This window comes from Rhizobium sp. Root1212, assembly GCF_001424985.1.
In the GTDB taxonomy this organism is placed as follows: domain Bacteria; phylum Pseudomonadota; class Alphaproteobacteria; order Rhizobiales; family Rhizobiaceae; genus Pararhizobium.
Window position 1 is genome coordinate 63239 of record NZ_LMDA01000014.1, and the last position, 21203, is coordinate 84441.

11 protein-coding genes and 1 pseudogene are annotated in these 21203 nt (G+C 63.2%); 10 read left to right on the forward strand and 2 right to left on the reverse strand.

Annotated features, from left to right (window positions below; all coding sequences use genetic code 11):
- Positions 1-208 precede the first annotated feature (208 nt).
- From ASC86_RS15545 to ASC86_RS15560, 3 genes are all read left to right on the forward strand, one after another.
- On the forward strand, positions 209-1033 hold the full coding sequence (locus ASC86_RS15545) for a bifunctional allantoicase/(S)-ureidoglycine aminohydrolase (RefSeq protein WP_156387076.1): 825 nt from the start codon (positions 209-211) through the stop codon (positions 1031-1033).
- Positions 1034-1414: 381 nt separating this feature from the next.
- Positions 1415-1804 (forward strand): hypothetical protein, encoded by a 390-nt coding sequence (locus tag ASC86_RS15555; RefSeq protein ID WP_056322957.1) that lies wholly within the window; start codon positions 1415-1417, stop codon positions 1802-1804.
- Between the two features lie 157 nt (positions 1805-1961).
- Positions 1962-3344, forward strand: a complete 1383-nt coding sequence (locus ASC86_RS15560) for an FAD/NAD(P)-binding protein (RefSeq protein ID WP_056322960.1) — start codon at positions 1962-1964, stop codon at positions 3342-3344.
- Between the two features lie 4 nt (positions 3345-3348).
- Here ASC86_RS15560 and ASC86_RS15565 read toward each other — a convergent pair whose 3' ends face one another.
- The gene (locus ASC86_RS15565) at positions 3349-3858 is read right to left on the reverse strand and encodes a hypothetical protein (protein ID WP_056322963.1); all 510 of its coding nucleotides are present in this window, start codon (positions 3856-3858) and stop codon (positions 3349-3351) included.
- 195 nt (positions 3859-4053) lie between these two features.
- Here ASC86_RS15565 and ASC86_RS15570 point away from each other — a divergent pair, with 195 nt between their 5' ends.
- The 7 genes from ASC86_RS15570 to ASC86_RS15600 all read left to right on the forward strand — a co-directional run bounded on the left by ASC86_RS15570 (position 4054) and on the right by ASC86_RS15600 (position 20604).
- Entirely contained in the window at positions 4054-9492 is a 5439-nt protein-coding gene (locus ASC86_RS15570) for an alpha-2-macroglobulin family protein (RefSeq protein ID WP_056322995.1), read from the forward strand.
- On the forward strand, positions 9492-11573 hold the full coding sequence (gene pbpC / locus ASC86_RS15575) for a penicillin-binding protein 1C (RefSeq protein WP_056322966.1): 2082 nt from the start codon (positions 9492-9494) through the stop codon (positions 11571-11573). The genes ASC86_RS15570 and pbpC overlap by 1 nt, the downstream gene beginning before the upstream one ends.
- A 228-nt stretch (positions 11574-11801) precedes the next feature.
- The gene (gene bcsN / locus ASC86_RS15580) at positions 11802-12716 is read left to right on the forward strand and encodes a cellulose biosynthesis protein BcsN (RefSeq protein ID WP_162245012.1); all 915 of its coding nucleotides are present in this window, start codon (positions 11802-11804) and stop codon (positions 12714-12716) included.
- A gap of 106 nt (positions 12717-12822) precedes the next feature.
- On the forward strand, positions 12823-15000 hold the full coding sequence (bcsA, locus tag ASC86_RS15585; protein WP_056322971.1) for a UDP-forming cellulose synthase catalytic subunit: 2178 nt from the start codon (positions 12823-12825) through the stop codon (positions 14998-15000).
- On the forward strand, positions 14997-17336 hold the full coding sequence (locus ASC86_RS15590; protein WP_056322974.1) for a cellulose biosynthesis cyclic di-GMP-binding regulatory protein BcsB: 2340 nt from the start codon (positions 14997-14999) through the stop codon (positions 17334-17336). Before bcsA ends, ASC86_RS15590 begins: the two co-directional genes overlap by 4 nt.
- 53 nt (positions 17337-17389) lie before the next feature.
- Entirely contained in the window at positions 17390-18391 is a 1002-nt protein-coding gene (locus ASC86_RS15595; protein ID WP_244477623.1) for a glycosyl hydrolase family 8, read from the forward strand.
- The gene (locus ASC86_RS15600) at positions 18388-20604 is read left to right on the forward strand and encodes a hypothetical protein (protein ID WP_056322977.1); all 2217 of its coding nucleotides are present in this window, start codon (positions 18388-18390) and stop codon (positions 20602-20604) included. The genes ASC86_RS15595 and ASC86_RS15600 overlap by 4 nt, the downstream gene beginning before the upstream one ends.
- Before the next feature lie 27 nt (positions 20605-20631).
- Here ASC86_RS15600 and ASC86_RS25295 read toward each other — a convergent pair.
- A pseudogene (locus ASC86_RS25295) lies at positions 20632-21203 on the reverse strand (integrase core domain-containing protein); the annotation flags it as partial.

The window sequence follows — 21203 nt, forward strand, 5'->3', positions numbered from 1 at the left end:
AATATCGGCGGTTCCCCAGGGAACGTCCGATACGGTTAACGATCTCTTTCCGTGGTCCGCATTTCCCTCGTTTCCCCACCGTATCAGGAAAGGATTTTCGCATTTTTTCCCGGTACCGGGGTCTATCGCGACATGCTAACGATGCCTGCGAGTGGACATCGCCGAATGGGCGGAAAGCCATATTTATCGGGGAAGGATTGAGGACGAAATGACGGAACGGACGTATTTTGCACCCAAGGGCGGGCACCCGGCGCAGACCGAGCTTTTGACGGGGCGCGCGGTCTTCACCGAGGCCTATGCGGTGATCCCCAAGGGCGTGATGATGGATATCGTCACCAGTTTCCTGCCCTTCTGGGAAAACACCCGGCTTTGGGTTCTGTCGCGGCCGCTATCGGGTTTTTCCGAAACCTTCTCGCAATACATCATGGAAGTGGCGCCGGGCGGCGGCAGCGACCGGCCGGAAACGGATGACGGTGCGGAAGGCGTGATCTTTGTCGTCGATGGCGAAGTCACCATCGATGTCGCCGGCAAGAGCCAGACGCTGACCCCCGGCGGCTTCGCCTTCCTGCCGCCGGCAAGCGGCTGGAAGCTGCGCAACAAGGGCTCCGCCCACGCCCGCTTCCACTGGGTTCGCAAAGCCTATCAGGCCGTCGAAGGCCTCGATGTGCCGGAGGCCTTCTTCGCCAATGAAAAGGACATCACGCCTTCGGCCATGCCGGGCACCGACGGCAAGTGGGCGACGACCCGTTTCGTCGATCCGAACGACCTGCGTCACGACATGCATGTGACGATCGTTACCCTGCAGCCGGGCGCCGTCATTCCCTTTGCCGAAACCCACGTCATGGAGCATGGGCTTTACGTGCTGGAAGGCAAGGCGGTCTACCGCCTGAACCAGGATTGGGTCGAAGTCGAAGCCGGCGATTACATGTGGCTGCGCGCCTTCTGCCCGCAGGCCTGCTATGCCGGTGGTCCGAGCAATTTCCGCTACCTGCTCTACAAGGACGTCAACCGTCACATGACCCTGCCGCGCTAATTGCCGGCAGGCCTCCACGTTCGTTGCTTTCGGCCGTGCGCGAGTATGGTTCGCAGAGCGGAGCAGGACACCGAAAAGCGACAAGCCGATGCTATCCGCATCGGTTTTTTCGTGTCGGCCATGCAGGGATTCGGGCTGCTGATTTGCTGGCCGAAACCGGTTCGCCGCGCCCGAAAAGTCGGGAAGCGCTCACGCGCCGCGCCGATCACGGAATTTTTCATGACGTCTAACGTCTTGATTTAGCCGGAAGAAATTTCCTGATTTTCGAGCGTCAGCGAATTTTATTCTTTTTTGTTTGGACATAAATCGGTTCTCGTGCATTTTTATTGCGTCGAGTTATGTCGACAGCAGAGTAATCGACCTTGACGCGAGGAGACGCCGATGAACACTCTACTGCCTGAACTGCACGACGGCCATGCGCCGATTACGCTCCAGCAACTGTTTCGCGACGCGCTGGAGGCTTACGACGACTGGGATGCCGGGGCTCTGGTCCCGACGGTGGAATTCCAGGGCGATCGTTTCTCGATCGCCGAGGTTTTCGATCATATGCGGTTCTGCACCGACATCTTGCCGCGCAACATGCTGATCGAAATCAAGGAACGGCTGACGCGGCCGATGACAAGCCAGAACTCGATCGACGAGATGACCTTCTCGACGGCTGCCAGGGTCATGTGCGTGCTCCTGCGCAAGCGGGCGATGCACCATGACGATGCCGATCTCGCACTGGTGCTGAAGCGCCTTTCGGCACAGAACCAGATGCGTCCTGCCTGATCGCTCCCCCTACGCCCCCGGTCTTGTGCCGGGGGCGTTTGGCAGGAGGGGCTTGCAAGCGCTTGCCTAAGATGACAAATTTGATAGACTATTAACGATCCGTACTCTTGCAGTGTGAGTTCAACGATCCAGCCGGAGGGGCGGAGAGGAGAATGACATGACGGTACATGGGTTTATGCCGCCGTATGCCGGGCTGATGCTTCAGATGGCCGTGATCGGCCGCGGCTTTTCCGGCATGATGATGGCGATCGCGCTTCTGAAGACGGTGCGCCGTCCCTTCCGCCTTCGCCTCATCGATCCGATGCCGACCGTCAGCGGTGGACAGGCGTTGCTCACGGCACGCTCGACGGAAATCCTGAACAGCCGCGCGCGCGACCTTTCGGTCTCCACCGGAGAGCCGAAGGATTTCACCCGCTGGCTTCAGGCCAATGCGCCGTTCCGGCAGGCGGTCTCCGCCGCCATTCCCGGCTTCGGCCAGATCTTCGTGCCGAAATCGACCTTCAGCGACTATGTCTACCAGCGTTTTTCCGAGGCGCTTGCCGAGCGCAAGGATGTGACGGTGCAGATGTCGGGCGAAAGCGTTTCGAGCGTGCGGCCGACCGAAAACGGCCAGTTCGAGATCGCTTTCGAAGAGGGCGATGCGGCGCGTGTCCACGATGTGATCCTCGCCACCGGCTTCGGCCGCAAGCGGGCGGAATCCCGTCTCGTGGCGATGGATGCCTTTTCCGATGGCGGGCACGAAGGCGAGCATGTCGTGGTGCTCGGCAGCGGCCTTCGCGCCGTCGATCAGGTGCTGCAACTGCGCGACGGCGGCTTTCGCGGGCGCATCACCATTGTTTCCCGGCGCGGGTTCCTGCCGCAGCCGCACACGCGGCTTCCGGCCGATGCCGTCTTTCCGAACCATCCCATGCCCTCCAATCTACGCCAGATCGTGCGTTTCGTGCGCGATGCCTGCGCCGAGGCCGAGGAAAACGGCTGGAGCTGGCAGGCGACGATGAACGGCCTGCGCAAACGGGCGCGCTCGCTCTGGGCCTCGCTTCCACCGAGCGAAAAGCGCCAGTTCAACCGCCATCTGCGCTCGATCTACGATGCCCATCGCAACCGGCTTCCGGCCGATGTCCATGCGCGGCTGGAGCGGGAACTTGCCTCGGGCGGAACGGAGCTTCGCCGTGGCACTGCGCTCGGAACGGTGCGCGCGGGGCTCCGCGTTCGCTGGGCCGGCGAGACCGGGGAAAGCCTGTTTGCTGCCAGCGACGTCATCGACTGCCGGTGCCTTGCGCCGGATTTGAGCGAGCCGGTGATTGCCGGCCTCCTGCGGGATGGGCTGGCTGCGACCGACGAACTCGATCTCGGGCTCGCGGTCAATCCGGCGGGCGAACTGATGGGGCCGAAGACCAGGCCGGTCGGTCTCTTTGCCATCGGGCCGCTCGGGTTAGGCTCGTTGCCGGATATCGACCTCGTGCCGGAGATCGTCACTCAGGCCTATGCCGCCGCCGGCCTGATCGAAACACGCGCCATGCCGCAATTGCGGGCGGGCTGAACGATCACCCGCGGCTGAGATCGATCTGCGACGTCACGACCGATTTGCCGCTTGTCGGGTCGCGATCGATTGTGACGATGCGGATGCCGTTTCGGCCAACGCGCTCGATGCGCATCGTGGCGGATCTGTCGCCATTGATCTCCTTCGACCAATGAACCTGAAGCTGGATCGTATTGCCCGCGCGCGTTCCAGAAAGGGTCGCCGGGCCACTGGCGGCGCCGGTATAGGTGCCGCGATAGCGAGAGCCGGAAACGTTGAGCCGCGCATTGATATTGCGCTTGAAGACGCCGAGGCTGCGGCATGTGCCGGAAAGCGACAGCGACGTCGGTTTGGCAACCGAGGTGAAGGTGCAGGTTAGGTTCATCGCCATCCGGTTGGTGCGCAGTTTGGCAAAGCCGGTGCCCTTCAGGTTTCCCTGCAGGGAAGCCAGATATTCGGCTTCGCTCGCGAACGAGGGACCGGCGGCGAAAAGCGAGAAAGCCGCGACAACAAGCGGGATCGTCAAGAAGCGCATGCGGAAATCTCCTGATGGGGATGAACCACAACGATCAAGCAGCCGAGACGTTCCTGCCGCTCGCGCGGAGATTTTACGCCCTTCCCGAATAAAGCTGCAAGGAGAACCGTCTTCATGCCGTCCGTTGACAAATGGAGGCGATCCTCCAACAGTGCGGGCAGATCGAAAACGGCAGTGGTTGGGGGACGAATGTCGATGCGCGCGCTTATCCGGAACTTTGCCTTTCTGGTCGCTCTGGTGGCAGGGCCGACACTCGCAGCCGACCGCCATGTGGTCATCAGCAAGGACAGCGATTACTTCGGTTTCGATCTGCGCACCGAGCAGAATGTCAGCCTCGCAGATTGCGAAAATATTTGTCTTTCCGATAGTTCCTGCAAGGCCTTCACCTACAATCCGAAGGTCAAATGGTGCTTCCTGAAATCCGACTTCAATCAGGTCAACCGTTTTGCCGGCGCGATCGGCGGCAAGGTGATCGAGGCTGATACCGGCGAAGCCGATATCGGCGCGGCCCCCGCCTTGCCCTTCATTTCCGAGCAGCTTCTCACCGATGCCCGCAATGTTAAGGACAGCCTCACACTGACCGACGACCAGAAGACGCGCGGCTTCGAAAGCCTGAAGGCCGCCGCCCGTCGCGAGCTGAACAACAACAATATCGATGCCGCGCTTCTCGCCTTCCGCGGCGCGCTGGCGATCGAGCCCGGCGATGCCGATCTCTGGATCGAGACGGCGCGCGCCGCCAATCGCATCACCGGCAATTCCGATGTCGCGGTGCAGGCCTCGCTTTCGGCGCTGAACGGCTACCAACTGACCCGCACCACACAAGAGCGCGCCGATGCGCTTTCCGTGCTGGCCTTCGCACTTCAGCAATCCGGCAATGGCCGGGCAGCCCTCAATGCCTACAAGGCGAGCCTTGCGCTGGTCGATGCCCGCACCGTGCGCGCGGCCTATCTCGACCTGCGCACCCGCGAAGGGTTTCGCGTCAGCGATCATACCATCGATGCCGACAGCGCTACGCCGCGCGCCTGCGTCACCTTCTCCGAGCCGCTGGTCAAGCTCGGCGTCGATTACACCCCTTACGTCAGCCTGAACGGCGAGGCGCCCAAGGCGCTGGAAGCCACGGGGTCGCAGATCTGCGTCGAAGGCCTCGATCACGGCCAGCGCTACAAGCTGTCGCTGCGCCGCGGCCTGCCGTCGTCGATCTCCGACGAGCCGTTGGAACAGAATATCGATCTCGACCTCTATATTCCCGATCGTTCCGCCATGGTGCGCTTCACCGGCGACAGCTTCGTGCTGCCGTCCACGGCCCGCCGGGGCATTCCGATCGTTTCGGTCAATACCTCGAGCGCCAACCTGAAACTCTACCGGGTCGGCGACCGAGCCATCGCGCCGCTGATGACCTCGTCGCAGTTCCTCACCCAGCTCGACGGCTACAGCGCCGACCGCATCAAGGACGAAAGCGGCGAGCTGGTCTGGGAAGGTTCGATCGATATCGCGCCGGAACTCAACAAAGAGGTCGTGACCTCCTTCCCGGTCGATGAAGTGCTGCCGAAGCGAAAGCCGGGCGTCTATGTGCTGACGGCGGTCTCCTCCACCGGCGTCAACAATGAATGGGACAGCCGCGCCACCCAGTGGTTCCTCGTTTCCGATATCGGCCTTGCCACCTATTCCGGCAGCGATGGACTGACTGTCTTTGCCCGTTCGCTGGCGAGCGCGAAGCCGATCAGCGGTGTGAAGCTCAACCTGCTTGCCAAGAACAATGAGGTGCTCGGCACCGCAACCACGGATGCCGATGGCCGCGCCACCTTTACGGCCGGCTTGATCCGCGGCACCGCCGCCCTCATGCCGGCGGTGATTTCAGCCGAAAACGGCACGGACGATTATGTCTTCCTCGACATGACCCGCGCCGGCTTCGACCTCTCCGACCGCGGCGTCACCGGCCGCGCCGCGCCCGGCGCGCTCGATATCTTCACCTGGACCGAGCGCGGCATTTATCGTGCCGGCGAGACCGTGCATGTCTCGGCCCTTGCCCGCGATTCCAGCGCGCAGGCCGTCGAGAACCTGCCGCTGACCTTCATTTTCACCCGGCCCGATGGGGTGGAGGATCGCCGCCTCGTCAGCGATGGCAAGCAGATGGGCGGTTATGCGCTCGATCTGCCGCTGCAGCCGAACGCCATGCGCGGCACCTGGATGGTGCGGGTGTTCACCGACCCCAAGGGCTCGTCGATCAGCGAAAAGACCTTTCAAGTCGATGATTTCGTACCGGATCGTGTCGAATTCGACATGAAGAGCGACCTGAAGCAGGTCGATGCCGAACAGCCGATCCCCGTCGATATCAAGGGCCGCTACCTCTATGGCGCGCCCGCCGCCGGGCTGGAGCTGGAAGGCGATATCGCGCTCAAGACCACCCGCGAAAGCATGGATTTCCCCGGTTACCTTTTCGGCCTTGCCGACGAGGAGGAGAGCGAAGACAGCCTCACCTCGCTCGATCTTCTGGAACCGCTGGACGAGGATGGCGAAGCCGCCCTCGACGTCACCCTGCCGGAACTGCCCTCGACCACGCGCCTGCTCAATGCAGAGATCACCATGCGCATGCGCGAGGCCGGCGGCCGCGCCGTCGAGCGCAAGCTGACCCTGCCGGTCAAGCCGCAATCCGAGATGATCGGCATCAAGCCGGAATTCAGCGGTGATCTGCAGGAAAATTCCGTCGGCCGCTTCCATGTCATCGCCATCGGGGCCGATGGCAAGAAGCTGGCGGGCACCAAGCTCGGCTGGAAGCTGCTCGCCGTCGAACGCGATTATCAATGGTATCGCGATGGAACGGCATGGCGTTACGAGCCGGTGATTTCCACCCGGCAGATTTCGACCGGAAACGTCGACACGAGTGAAAACGGTGCGGAGATTTCCGCCGCTGTCGATTGGGGCCGTTACCGGCTCGAAGTCGAGACCGCAGAACCCGGCGGCCCGGCAACCAGCGTCGAATTCGATGCCGGCTGGTATGTCGAGGCGACCTCGACGGAAACGCCGGATGGGCTCGAAATCGCTCTCGACAAGGAACATTACGCCATCGGCGATACCGCCAAGCTGAAGATTTCGCCGCGTTTCGCCGGTGAAGTGCTGGTGACGGTCGGCTCCGAAAACCTGATCGCCACAAAGACGGCGAGCGTGGCGGCCGAAGGCGGCGAGATCGAGCTGCCGGTAACACCGGAATTCGGCGCCGGGGTCTATGTCACGGCAACGCTTTATCGTCCGGGCGATGCGCAGGAAAGCCGCATGCCGATGCGCGCCATCGGCGTCAAATGGCTGCCGGTCGATCCGGCCGAGCGTAAGCTCGCCATTAAGCTCGACCTGCCGGAAAAGACGCTGCCGCGGCAGACGCTGAATATCCCGGTTCAGGTGACCGGCGCAGGGGCAGGCGAGGGGGCCTATGTCACGGTCGCCGCCGTCGATGTCGGCATCCTCAACCTGACGCGTTACGAGGCGCCGGACCCGGATGGCTGGTATTTCGGCCAGCGCCGGCTCGGGCTTGAAATCCGCGATCTCTACGGCCGGCTGATCGATGGTTCACTCGGGGCCATGGGCAGGCTGCGCACCGGCGGTGACGGCGGCGAAATGGCGCTGCAGGGCAACCCGCCCACCGAAAAGCTCGTCGCCTTCTTCTCCGGGCCGGTGACGCTCGATGCCGAAGGCAAGGCGATCATCAGCTTCGATATCCCGCAATTCAACGGCACGGCGCGGGTGATGGCCGTCGCCTGGTCGAAGGCGGGTGTCGGCCATGCCAGCCAGGATGTGATCATCCGCGATCCGATCGTGGTTACCGCCAGCATGCCGAAGGTGCTCGCCCCCGGCGACAAGGCCGAATTACGCCTCGATATCGCCAACACCGATGCGCCGGCCGGCGATGTCCGCCTGACCGTCGAGGCCGATGCCTCGATTGCCATCGACAGGAAACTGACGGAGCAGACCTTCCCGCTGGCGCAGGGTGGAAAGTTCGACGTGACCTTGCCGCTCTCGGGCGTACATCCGGGCTCGGGCGCGATCTCGATCAAGCTTGCAGGCGCGGATGGGGCGACCTTCGATCAGGCGATTGCCGTGCCGGTGCGCCCGGCAGCGCTGCCGGTCACCACTCGCAACCCGATCACGCTGAAACCCGGCGAAAGCCTCAAGGTGGACAGCGAACTCCTGGCCGAAAGCGTGCTGCAAGGCGCTTCGGTCGCGATCAACGTCACCCGCTCGGCGGCGTTCGATATTCCGGCGCTGCTGACCTCGCTGGAGCGCTATCCTTACGGCTGCGCCGAGCAGACGACCAGCCGGGCGCTGCCGTTGCTCTATCTCAGCGAACTCCTGAAACAGTCCGATATGCCGGATGAGGAGGGCGTGAAGCAGCGGGTGCAGGAGGCGATCTACAAGGTGCTCTCCTACCAGTCGTCCTCCGGCAGCTTCGGCCTCTGGGGGCCGGGCTCCGGCGATCTCTGGCTCGATGCCTATGTCAGCGACTTCCTGACCCGCGCCCGCGAGTTGAAATACGACGTGCCGGAACAGGCGATGGTGCAGGCGCTGGACAATCTCCAGAACGCGCTGAGCTATGATAGCAACGTCGTCGATCGCGGCAACGAGATGGCCTATGCGCTCTATGTGCTCGCCCGCAACCGCAAGGCCGCGATCAGCGACCTGCGCTTCTATGCCGATACGAAGCTTGCGGAATTCCCGACGCCGCTCTCCAAGGGGCATCTCGCTGCAGCACTTGCGCTTTACGGCGATGCCCAGCGTTCGGGCGCGATCTTCGAAGATGCGCTGCAGATGGCCTCGACCGCGACGCCGAACCTTGCCCGCTCGGATTATGGTTCCGCGCTGCGCGACAACGCCGCCGTGCTGACACTTGCTGCCGAAAGCCGGCCGGTGCCGGCGATTATCCCGCAAATGGCCAAGCTCGTTTCCCGCGAATGGGAGCAGCAGACCTATACGAGCACGCAGGAGCAGATGTGGATGCTGCTCGCCGCCCGCGCGATCCAGAAGGGCGACAAGGACCTGAAGGTCGAGGTCAATGGCGAGGCAGAGAGCGGTGGCTATTCCGCCCGCATGAGCGGCGATGACGTGCTCGATACGCCCGTCACGCTCGTCAACCGCTCCAAGGATGTCGTAACCGCCGTCGTGACAACGGTGGCCGCGCCCGCCTATCCGCTGCCGGCCGGCGGCAACGGCTTCGATATCCAGCGCACCTACTACACGCTGGACGGCGAGGAGGCGAATATCACCGAGGCGAAGCAAAACGATCGCTACGTCGTGGTCATCAATGCCACCGAAAGCAACGACTGGGCCTCGCGCGTGCTGATCACCGATCTGCTGCCCGCCGGCTTCGAGATCGATAATCCGAGCCTCGTCGATAGCGCCAAGCTTGCCAATTTCGATTGGCTCGGCGAGATCGAAGCCGCCCATACGGAGTTCCGCTATGACCGCTTTGTCGCGGCCTTCGATCGCAGTGCCGGGGATAACCGAACGATCACCGTCGCCTACGTGGTGCGCGCGGTAACGCCCGGTACCTACGATCATCCAGCGGCAACCGTCGAGGATATGTACCGGCCGCAATTCTCGGCCCGTACCGCGATGGGCCGCATGGAAGTCCAGGCGGTCGAGTGATGAGGCGGCGGTGGCTTGTCTCGGCGGCTGCGATTGTAGCTCTGGCGGTCATCGTGCCGCTGGGGCTCGACGCGGCCGACCGGGCCTTTCCACCACCGCTGCAACGCGCCGAGACCATCTCGGCCGAGGTGCATGATGCCGACGGGCAGTTGCTGCGGGCCTTCGCGACCCCGGAGGGCCGCTGGCGGCTGAAGACGACGGCAAAGGAGATCGACCCGCGCTTCCTGAATATGCTGGTTGCCTATGAGGACCGGCGTTTCTACGAACATCGCGGCGTCGATCCCTATGCCATCGCCCGCGCGGCCTGGCAGTTCGTCACCCATGGCCGCGTCGTCTCCGGCGCCTCGACGCTTTCCATGCAGGTGGCGCGCCTGATCGAGCCGCGTGAGAGCCGCAATCTCGGCGCCAAGCTGCGGCAGGTGGCGCGCGCCATCCAGATCGAGCGGCGGCTGTCGAAAGCCGAAATCCTCGATCTCTACCTGACCCTTGCGCCCTATGGCGGCAATCTCGAAGGCATCCGGGCCGCGAGCCTTGCCTATTTCGGCAAGGAGCCGCGCAAGCTCAGCGTGCCGGAAGCCGCGCTCCTCGTTGCGATCCCGCAATTGCCGGAAAAGCGCCGGCCGGATCGCAATCCGAAGATCGCCGCGGCGGCGCGGGAACGGGTGCTGCAGCGCATGGCTGTCTCGGAAATCCTGGGCGATGGTGAAGCGGAGCGGGCGGCATTGGTGCCGGTTCCGTCGCGCCGGCTGCAATTGCCTGCCTATGCCGCCCATCTCGCCGAAGCCGCGCGCCGCAAGGACCCGGCAAAGGCCATCCACCAGACGACCTTGCGCCGGCGCATCCAGAGCGAGCTTGAGACGGTGGCGCGTGAGGCCGCGTCGCGGCTCGATCCCAAGGTTTCCGTGGCGCTGATCATGGCCGATGCCCGCACCGGCGAGATCGTCGGTGAAGTCGGCTCTGCCGATTATTTTGACGCCAGCCGCTCGGGCTGGATCGACATGACCCGCGTCGCCCGTTCGCCGGGCTCGACGCTGAAACCCTTCATCTATGGCCTCGCCTTTGAAGAGGGGCTGGTGGCGCAGGAGACGATCATCGAGGATCGTCCGGCCGATTTCTTCGGCTATCGTCCGCGCAATTTCGACATGAGCTATCAGGGCGATGTCACCATCCGCGAAGCTTTGCAGCTGTCGCTCAATGTGCCAGCGGTGCGGCTTCTCGATGCGGTCGGGCCGGCTCGGCTCCTGATGCGCTTCCGACGCGCCGATGTGCGGCCGATCCTGCCGGATAACGAGGCGCCGGGGCTTGCGATCGGCCTCGGCGGTCTCGGTATTACGCTGACCGATCTCGTGCAGCTCTATGCGGCGCTCGCCAACAGTGGCAAGCCGGTGACGCTGGGCGATGGCATCCATGCCGAACCCGCAGTCATCGCCGGCGATCCGCTGCTCGACCCGGTCGCCACCTGGAATGTCGCGGATGTGCTCTCCGGCGTTATCGCGCCGGCCGGCAGCCGCCAGCGCGGCATCGCCTACAAGACCGGCACCAGCTACGGTTATCGCGATGCCTGGTCGGTCGGTTTCGACGGCCGTTATGTGCTGGGCGTCTGGATCGGCCGGCCGGACAATGCCGCCGTTCCCGGTATGGCCGGTTATGCCAGCGCTGCACCGATCCTGTTCGAAGCCTTCAACCGCTCCGGCATTGCTATATCGCGTCTGCCGAGCGCGCCGCCCGGCGCGGTTCGCATCGCACAGGCGGAATTGCCCATCAGCCAGCGGCGGTTTGCGACCACCGCGGGCGGGCTCGTGGTCGCGGGTGCGCGGGAAGCAGCCCCCCAGATCGTCTATCCGCCGGAAGGCGCGCGTGTCGAACTCGGCACGTCTGCCACCGGCACGCCCCAGCCCCTGACGCTGAAGCTGCAGGGCGGCCGTGCACCCTTCCGCTGGCTCGCGAACGGCAAGCCGATGGAAGACCTGTCGCGCCGCCGCACCACCCAGTGGATGCCGGATGGGGCGGGCTATTCGACCCTGACCGTGGTCGACGCGGCCGGACGAGCGGCGAGCGTGCGGGTTTTTCTGCAGCAATGAGCCCGGTGAAAAGCGGGTTGAAACGACGAGTGTCGTTCGCATCCGGAAGCTGAATCCACCGAATATTCAATCCTGAATTATGCGTAACGATGGATCGGGATTCCCGCGGCGGCCTTGATCCTTTAACAGTGGATCATGATTCGGCTACCCTTGATTCGGCAAAACACCCTTTTGGGGGGATTTCTTTCGGGGCTCCGCAACGGTCGGGCCTTCGGGGGGCTCTGCGTTTTGAAAACCGTTTTGCCGATCGCGCTCCTGAGCGCGCTTGCTGCATGTGGTGCGCCGCGCGATGGTATTCGCCTGACCGAAAGCGCAACCACCGTTCCGGCCGAAGAGGCAATGGCGCTGCCGCCGCCGGGCGGACCGGCCGTCGTCAGCGTCGTCTCGCGCAAGTTCACCAACGCCGATCAGCAGGATGTGCTGCTCTTCACTTCAGCCGCGACGCCGGGGCAGAATTTCCTGCGCATCAAGATTTTCGGTCCCGTCGGTATCGAGCGTGACGGCGGAAAGTCTCTGGGTTATGCCTCGGTGCGCGAAAGCGTGATTGCCGGCGAAATCCGGGAAGCGGTTCCCGGCGTGGCGATGAGACGCTCGGGCCTTTTCCTGCAGAATGACTACGGTCCCTTCGGCTATGCCTTCGGGCACGGGCGGCAAAACGATTCCTGCCTTTATGCCTGGCAGCAGATCCGCTCCAGCGAGCAGGATCGGTCCGGCTTCCAGAACGGCGGCACCATCCAGGTGCGGTTGCGGCTCTGCGAAGAGGGGGCGAGCGAGGAAAAGCTCTTGTCGGTCATGTACGGCTACACGATCCGCGCCGGCATCAGCAAGCCGGGCTGGAACCCGTATGGCGCGCCGCCGCCGGTGGATGCCGGGCTCGGCCGCACCTCCAATCCGATCAAGCCGTTGTCCGAAGACCTCCAGCCGGGCCGCACGGTCAGGACAGCGCGGCCGGTTGCGGCGCAAACCGTTACCGTTCGCGAAGTGCCGGTGGAGAAGAACGTTCAGGTTGTGCCTAATCCGGATATCTCGCGAAATTCGAAAGGCCCGGAAACCATTCCTTTACCGGTCGCAGCAGATACCAGTACCGTCGTTGTTCCTTCGCCCGCCTGCGTGGCTAATTTGGATGGAACATCGCCGTGCTAGAGAAAACGGTCCATGACGGACCTCGGATCAGGAATAGGTTCGCGCGCGGTCGTCGGAAATAGGTAGCGACGACGGGTGCCGGCAGTTTCCCGAAGGGCAAAATCGCATGCGCAAAGCCGGCATCATACTTTTTTGGGCGTTCATGTCCTTCTGTGTGATCCTGCTGATCACCCTGCCGATCAATCTGCAGACCCAGCTGATCGCAAGCCTCGTGATCGTCACGGCCATGGCGATCATCAAAATTCTGCGGGCGGAGGGCAAATGGCGGCTGATCGCGCTCGCCTTCGGCACGGCCGTCGTGCTGCGCTATGTCTACTGGCGCACCACCAGCACGCTGCCGCCGGTCAACCAGCTCGAAAACTTCATTCCCGGCTTCATGCTGTATCTCGCCGAGATGTACAGCGTCATGATGCTGGCGCTCAGCCTCTTCGTCGTGTCCATGCCGCTGCCGTCGCGGGCGGCGTCCGAGGATTATTTCCCGACGGTCGATGTCTTCGTGCCGACCTATAACGAGGAAGCGGGCCTGCTCGCCAATACGCTCGCCGCGGCAAAGGGCATGGATTATCCCGCCGACAAGTTCACCGTCTGGCTGCTTGACGACGGCGGTACGCTGCAGAAGCGGACCTCCACCAACCTGCTGGAGGATCAGGCGGCCAGGGCGCGGCATCAGGAGCTGAAGGCGCTCTGCCATGATCTCGGCGTCAACTATCTGACCCGCGACCGCAACGAACATGCCAAGGCCGGCAACCTCAACAACGGCATGAAACATTCGACCGGCGAGCTGATCGCGGTCTTCGACGCCGACCATGCTCCGGCCCAGGATTTCCTTCTGGAAACCGTGGGCTATTTCGAGGACGACCCGAAACTCTTCCTCGTGCAGACCCCGCACTTCTTTCTCAATCCCGATCCGGTGGAGCGGAACTTGAGGACCTTCGAGCGCATGCCGAGCGAGAACGAAATGTTCTACGGCATCATCCAGCGCGGGCTCGACAAGTGGAATGCCTCGTTCTTCTGCGGCTCGGCGGCGGTATTGCGGCGGCACGCGCTCGACGAGACCGGCGGTTTCGCCGGCCTCAGCATCACCGAGGACTGCGAAACCGCGATCCAGCTGCATGCCAACGGCTGGAACAGCGTCTATGTCGACAAGCCGCTGATCGCCGGCCTGCAGCCCGCGACCTTCGCCAGCTTCATCGGCCAGCGTAGCCGCTGGGCGCAGGGCATGATGCAGATCATGCGGTTCCGGTTCCCGCTCTTGAAGCGCGGCCTCTCGATACCGCAGCGCCTTTGCTACATGTCATCGATCATGTTCTGGCTGTTTCCGTTTCCGCGCGCGATCTTCCTGTTCGCGCCGCTCTGCTATCTTTTCCTCGATCTGCAAATCTTCACGGCGTCGGGCGGGGAATTCCTGGCGTATACGCTGGCCTACATGCTCGTGAACCTGATGATGCAGAACTATCTCTACGGCGCCTTCCGCTGGCCGTGGATCTCCGAACTTTACGAATATGTGCAGACCGTACACCTGCTGCCGGCCGTCATCTCGGCGATCATCAATCCGCGCAAGCCGAGCTTCAAGGTGACGGCGAAGGATGAATCGGTGCTGGTCAGCCGTCTGTCGGAAATCAGCCGCCCGTTCTTCGTGATCTTCGGTGTGCTGCTGCTGGCGCTCGTCGTTACGATCTACCGGGTCTATGCCGAGCCCTACAAGGCTGACGTGACGCTCGTCGTCGGCGGCTGGAACCTGCTCAATCTGGTGCTGGCGGGCTGCGCGCTGGGCGTCGTCTCCGAGCGCGGCGAAAAGACCGCGACGCGGCGCGTGAAGGTGAGCCGCCGCTGTGAATTCGGGCTGGAGGGCAAGTGGTATCCTGCGACCATCGAGGATGTCTCGGTGTATGGCGCCCGCGTCAATGTCTTCGTGCAGAAAATCCCGCATCTGGCGGTCGATACCCGCGGCGAAATCCGCTTCACGCCCTATAGCGGCGATGGAGAGCCGGAAATCCTGCCCGTTGCCATCCGCAACAACACGGTATCCGGCGATATCATTACGGTCGGCTGCCGCTACCTTCCCGAAGTCGCGCGCCACCATAGCCTTGTCGCCGACCTAATCTTTGCAAACTCGAAGCAATGGACCGATTTCCAGCTGTCGCGGCGCGGCAATCCCGGCCTGCTGCGCGGCACCCTCTGGTTCTTCGGCCTCGCCTTCTATCAGACCAGCCGCGGCCTCGCCTATCTGTTCAAGGGAACCGGCGCGCGGCTGGAGGCAGCGCGGGAGGGAAATCGCTCATGAGGCGCACCCTTCTTCTCTCGGGCCTGGCATTGCTGATGGTTACACACTGTGGCTACGCCCAGAATCTGCCCTTCGATATGTCGCCGGAGCGGCCGGCGCAGGAAATGCCGCCGGCGATCCCGGACCAGCCGTCCGACGGCTCCGACGATGCCGGAGCTGCGCAGAATGCATCCGTCACCGCGCCCGCCCAGAATTTCCGCCGTTTCGTTCTGCCCGGCGGCGATCTCAGCCTTTCCGGTGAGATCGCCGAGCGCGCGTGGAGTATCTACCTGACGCCGGAGCAGGCCGCATCGGCGGCGACGTTCAACATCGGCTATCAAAACTCCATTCTCGTCGCGCCGGAAGCCTCCCGTCTTTCCGTCAGCATCAACGACGTCGCGCTTTCCGAAGAGAACCTGAGTTCCGCCGAGGGGATGGCCGAGTTCAATCTTACGGTGCCGAAGGGTCTCCTGAAGCCGGGCGCCAATCTCGTGCGGCTCCGCGCTTCACAGCGCCATCGCACCGATTGTTCCGTGCAGTCGACCTATGAACTCTGGTCAAATATCAGCGCGGAAAAAACCTATCTGGATTTCGACGGCAGCCGCGCCGGCATCTTCAACGGCATCGACGATATTCGCGCCGCCGGCGTCGACGAAAAGGGCCTGACCCAATTCAACCTCGTGGTGCCGGCCATGGAGCGACCGGCCGCGACGGTACCGCTGATGCGGCTGGCGCAGGGGCTCGCCGTTCTCGCCAACATGCCGAGCCAATCGGTCACCATCGAAGCCGCGGCGCCCGAGCAGGCCCGTCCCGGTCATATGACAGTTCTGGTCGGCACGGCCGGCGAATTGAAACCCATGCTGCCGGAACTGCCGGCGGAGGCGGCAAACGGCCCGATCGCGGTCTTCGTGAACGACGCAAGAAGCGGCGCGCCCGTACTCGTGGTCAGCGGCCCGTCCTGGGAGGCGGTGGCGAGCGCCATCGAAAGCATCGTCGCCCCGACCGATGCCGGCCCCAACTCCCGCCGCGATGTCATTGCGACCCAGCGTTGGCACGCTCCGGACGCGCCGTTTCTCTTTTCCAGCACCGATATCCGCTTCAGCCAGCTGGGCGTCAAGACGGAGAATTTCTCCGGCCGCCGTTTCCGTACCGAGTTCAATCTCGCGGTTCCCTCCGATTTCTATGCGAATGCCTATGGCGAAGCCGTGCTTTTGCTCGATGCCGCCTATGCGCAAACCGTTTTGCCCGGCAGCCACATCGATATCTATATCAATGGCAACATCGCCTCGACCGTGCCGATCTCCACGCCGGGCGGCGGTATCCTGCGCCACCTGCCGATCAACGTGACGCTTCGCCATTTCCAGCCCGGCGTGAATACGGTCGCGATCGAGGCGATCCTGAACACGGATGAAGACCAGGCCTGCGTGCCCGGCACTGCGGCATCGCAAACACCCCGTTTCGCGCTGTTCGACACGTCCGAGTTTCACATGCCGGATTTCGCCCAGATCGCGCAAGTGCCCAATCTATCCGCCGTCGCGGGAACAGGTTTTCCCTACAGCCGCGCGAGGACGCCGGTACCCGTTTTCGTGGATCGCATCGACAGCGATACACTTTCGGCCTCGGCGACGTTCCTTGCCCGCATTGCGACAAGCGCCGGCCACCCGATCCCGATCGAGACCGTTGCCTCGCCGTCGCTGATCGGCAACCGCAATGCGATCTTCATCGGGGCGCTTTCGCAGATGCCGTCCGCGGTCTTCACCCAGCTCAATATCGCCGCCACCAACCAGACGGTCTGGGGCGGCGGCGAAAGTGCGGCGGGGGACGATCTGGAAACGCGCGAAGCCTTCGACGAATGGCGCGGCAAGCTGAGGGGAGGGGCCTGGAACGGCCAGGTCACCGCCATCGAAGACTGGATGAAGCGCAACTTCGACATTTCGCTGAGTTCGCTGCGGCTGACGCCGGCGGACGAGGTCAGCTTCTCCCCGGCCAAGGATACGTCGCTGATCCTCGCGCAAGGGGCAAGCCCGGAAGAAAACGGCACATGGACCGTGCTGGCCGGCCGCACGGGCAAGGAACTCAGGGATGGAGCGCTGGCCTTGACCGCGCGGGAGAACTGGAGCCGGATTACCGGCCATGTCGCCAGCTACCGACCCGACGCCAAGGCCATCGATACGGTTGCTGCGACCCGCGTCGAACTCGTGTCGACGCAGCCGCCGTCCTTCGCCAATTATCGGCTCATCGCCGCCAACTGGCTTTCCAGCAACATCCTGAGCTACGCGCTGTTGCTGGCCGGTCTGACGGTCATTCTCGGGCTTGCAACGGCCCTCCTGCTCTCCAACCTGGGACGGAGGGGATGACGGCACGTGCCCGCGCGATGCTTCTGTCTCTTCTTGCCGGGCTTGCCGGCCTGATGATGGCGACGTCGTCTGCCTGGTCGCAGCAGCATATCGAAGCGCAGGCGTGGGATGCCTACAAAGCCCGGTTTCTCGATCCGCGCGGCCGGATCGTCGATGACGGCAACGGCAATATCAGCCACAGCGAAGGGCAAGGCTATGGCCTGCTGCTCGCCTATCTGGCCGGTGAGCGTGCCGATTTCGCGCTGATCTGGAGTTTTACCAAAACCGAACTCCTGATCCGCAATGACGGCCTTGCCGCCTGGAAGTGGAGCCCGGCTTCCAAACCGCACGTCACCGATATCAACAACGCGACCGATGGCGACATTCTCATCGCCTATGCGCTGGCGCTGGCCGGGCGGGAGTGGAAGCGCAACGACTATCTCGCCGCAGGCGCCGCAATCGCCCGCGCCATGCTAGACCATGCCATCCTTGAGCAATCCGACCGAAGCCTGCTGTTGCCGGGCGCCGAGGGGTTCGTCGCGCCGGCCCGCAAGGATGGGCCTGTCGTCAATCTCTCCTACTGGGTGTTCGAGGCCTTGCCCGTGCTTGATTCGCTCGTGCCATCGCCGCAATGGGCGCGGATTCGCGAATCCGGCCTGGCTTTGGTGCGTCAGGCCGCACTTGGGCCGAAAGCGCTGCCGCCCGACTGGCTGTCGCTTGCAGTCCAGCCCAAACCTGCCGAGGGGTTTCCGCCCGAGTTCGGCTATAACGCCTTGCGTATCCCGCTTTATCTGGTGCGCGCAGGCGAAAACGACCCCGTCGTGCTTAATCGTTTTCGCCGGGGAATGGCTGGAAACAACGGCGCCGCTGCAATCATTGATATAGAAACGGGAAATATAAGAAACAACTTACGCGATCCGGGTTATCGAATTGTTAACCATATTCTGGCCTGTGTAATCGACGGAACGTCGTTGCCGGAAGACGTGAAGCGCTTTCAGCCGACGCTCTATTATCCGTCGACGCTCCATCTTCTGGGGCTGGCATTTGTCGCTGAAAAGCGGCCGGAGTGTTTATGAAGCTGTCGCATCTCGCCTTGTCCGTCGCCCTTGCCGCCGCCTTTGTCGGCGTGCGCGACAGTGCGATCTTCGACAGGCTGGTCGACGTCGTGAAGGGCGGGACGGCGGCCGACGAGGCGGCATCGTTCGAACTGGCATCTCTTACTGCCCCCGCGGGCAAGATGTCGCGCTATGCCGCGCCGAATTTCCGCGAAGTCGTTCCCACGCCCGCAACTCTTCCCGATGCCATCACCACATCCGCGACCGATCCGGTGGTCGATGAAAGCGCCTTGCGCTATTTCGCAAGCCGCGGCGACACCGTTCGCCTGCAGGCGGAAATTTCGCGGCTGAAGGCGCTCTATCCCAACTGGGTTCCGCCGAAAGACCCGCTGGCCGTCCCGCAGAACGCCGACACCGCGCTCGAGGATATGTGGAAGCTCTACTCCGAAGCGCGCTATGCCGAAGTCCGCAAGGCCATTGCCGAGCGGCAGGCGAAGGAGCCGACCTGGAAACCGCCGGCCGACCTGATGGAGCGGCTGAACGTCGCCGAAGCCCGCCTCAGGCTCATCAATGCCTCCGATCTCAAGCAATACGAGGCCGTCGTCACGCTCGGCTCGGAAACGCCCAGTCTGCTGACCTGCAGCGAGGTGGACGTTCTCTGGCGCGTCGCCGAGGCCTTTTTCCGTACCGACCGTGCGCAACGTGCCACCGATGCCTACAACTACATCCTCAACAATTGCACGAACACGGCGGAACGTCTCGCGACCGTGCAGAAGGCCTCGGCGATCCTGCCGGCGCCCGCCATCGAGGAACTGCTCGCCAAGGGCAAGGTGCTGGACAACGGGGCAGGTGAGTTCGACAGCCTGCGGGACGATCTCGCCCGCCGTTTCATCGCCGACGCCAATACGGACGAAAAGAAGTCGGTGCCGGCTGCCTATGTCGAGCGGCTGGAGAAGGCGGCAGAAACGGGTGGCCTCGCATCCGATGCCTTGCTGCTTGGCTGGTATCATTATCTGCACAAGAACATGCCCTCCGCCGAACAGTGGTTCCAACGTGCGCATGACAAGGAAGACACCGCTTCCGCCTCGCAGGGGCTGGCGCTGACGCTGATCGAGCGCAAGGATTTCCTGAACGCCGAAGACACGATGTATCGCTGGCGGGATGCTCCCAACGAGGCAAAGGCGGTCTATCTCGCGGCGACGGCAAATTTGCTCGCCGTGGAGCCGCCCCTTCCGATAAAGGTCGATGTCCTGCAGCGCATCGCGGCGGAAGTGATCAAATCGCGCGATCCGGCAACGGCGCAGCAGTTCGGCTGGTATGCCCGCGCCCTTGGCCAGCCACAGACGGCCATCCAGTGGTTCCGCACAGCACTTGGCTGGAAGCTGGACGACGAGCCTTCCGCCTACGGCCTTGCGGTGACCTATCAGCAAATCGGCGACAAGGCGGGCCTTGCGCAGATCCAGCGCCTGTGGGCCGGCCGCTCTGAGCGCATCGCCCGCGTCGGCGAGGTAGAGACGGAGGCCGAGCGCGCCTTGCGCCTGCGCCAGGAGCGCATGGCCCGGCCGGTGGTCGCAGAGCAGCCCGTTGTCCAGAAGCAGCAGATTGAGCCGCAACGCCGCGTCGTCGCCGAAGAGCCAGCCTATATCGACTATCGGCGTGAAGAACCCCGCCGAACCGTGCGCGTTACGCAGGAAGCCGCGCCTGCCCGCCGCAACGGCTGCAAAACGACCGTCGATCCCCGGACGCTAAATCCAAACACGGCCCTCAGCCGCGGTTGGTGCCTGATGGACCTTAACCGCCCGCTGGAAGCAGCCGAAGCCTTCGAAGTGGCCCTCCTGGGGGCAAATGCCAAAACACGCGAAGACGCCGCCTACGGCCAGAGCCTCGCCTATCTGCGCGCCGGCCTCTCCAGCAAAGCCGCCATCTCCGCCGCTAAATCCCCGATGTCGCAGGAAAGGGTAGTCGAACTCCAACGCGCCATCCTCGCCAACAAAGCCATCTCCGCCTTCGACGACGACCGCCCGCGCGAGGCTATCCTTGTTCTTGATCAGTTGAAGCAGCTTGGCCCCGAGCGCACCGACCTCATGGTCCTGAAGGGCTACTCCTACCTGAAGTTGAAGCGCTATGGCGATGCCAAGAAGATCTTCGAGGCACTGGCAGCAACCGGTAACACGGACGGGCTGAGCGGATTGGCGACGGTCAATGAGGCGACACGGCCGGGAAAACGGGACTGATAACCACTGTGACCTGCCACTGAACGTTCATCCGGCTCTGATTAGAGCCTCGGCGGTTTTTGATACGCCAAATGGCGCGGTGGGAGCAACTGTGGAAACGCGAAGCTTCCACATTGCGTAGCGTTGGAGCCGGTTGCGGCGATGGACCCGGCATAGTCTGCCGGGGTCTGGTATCCGAGCGTTGAGTGCGGCCGGAAATTGTTGTAATCGTTCGCTCATTCGGCAATAGCACTGCGGGCATGGACGAGGCCGAAGAACAGGCTCTCATTGAGCAACTCGTCGCGCATGCGTCCGTTGAAGCTCTCGACACAGCCATTCTGCATTGGCCTTCCCGGCGCGATGTAGTGCCACTCGACCTTGCGATCCTTCGATCCGCCAAGGATGGAATTCGAGGTCAACTCGGTTCCATTGTCGGAGACAATCATGCCGGGCTTGCCTCGCCGTTCAATAAGCGTCGTCAGTTCTCGTGCAACACGACGGCCAGAGATCGACGTATCTGGGGCCGGTAGATGCGATTGACCCCGGAAGGCTCCCCATCTCGCCAAAGCAGAATGAACAGCCATCGGTAGCCGAAACGTCGTCGCTCATTGGCCAGATCG

Coding starts and splice junctions, on each gene's coding strand:
- pbpC (WP_056322966.1), top strand. CDS start 9,492: ATGAGGCGGCGGTGGCTTGTCTCGGCGGCTGCGATTGTAGCTCTGGCG.
- bcsA (WP_056322971.1), top strand. CDS start 12,823: ATGCGCAAAGCCGGCATCATACTTTTTTGGGCGTTCATGTCCTTCTGT.
- ASC86_RS15565 (WP_056322963.1), bottom strand. CDS start 3,858: ATGCGCTTCTTGACGATCCCGCTTGTTGTCGCGGCTTTCTCGCTTTTC.
- ASC86_RS15545 (WP_156387076.1), top strand. CDS start 209: ATGACGGAACGGACGTATTTTGCACCCAAGGGCGGGCACCCGGCGCAG.
- ASC86_RS15595 (WP_244477623.1), top strand. CDS start 17,390: ATGATGGCGACGTCGTCTGCCTGGTCGCAGCAGCATATCGAAGCGCAG.
- ASC86_RS15560 (WP_056322960.1), top strand. CDS start 1,962: ATGACGGTACATGGGTTTATGCCGCCGTATGCCGGGCTGATGCTTCAG.
- ASC86_RS15590 (WP_056322974.1), top strand. CDS start 14,997: ATGAGGCGCACCCTTCTTCTCTCGGGCCTGGCATTGCTGATGGTTACA.
- ASC86_RS15600 (WP_056322977.1), top strand. CDS start 18,388: ATGAAGCTGTCGCATCTCGCCTTGTCCGTCGCCCTTGCCGCCGCCTTT.
- ASC86_RS15570 (WP_056322995.1), top strand. CDS start 4,054: ATGCGCGCGCTTATCCGGAACTTTGCCTTTCTGGTCGCTCTGGTGGCA.
- ASC86_RS15555 (WP_056322957.1), top strand. CDS start 1,415: ATGAACACTCTACTGCCTGAACTGCACGACGGCCATGCGCCGATTACG.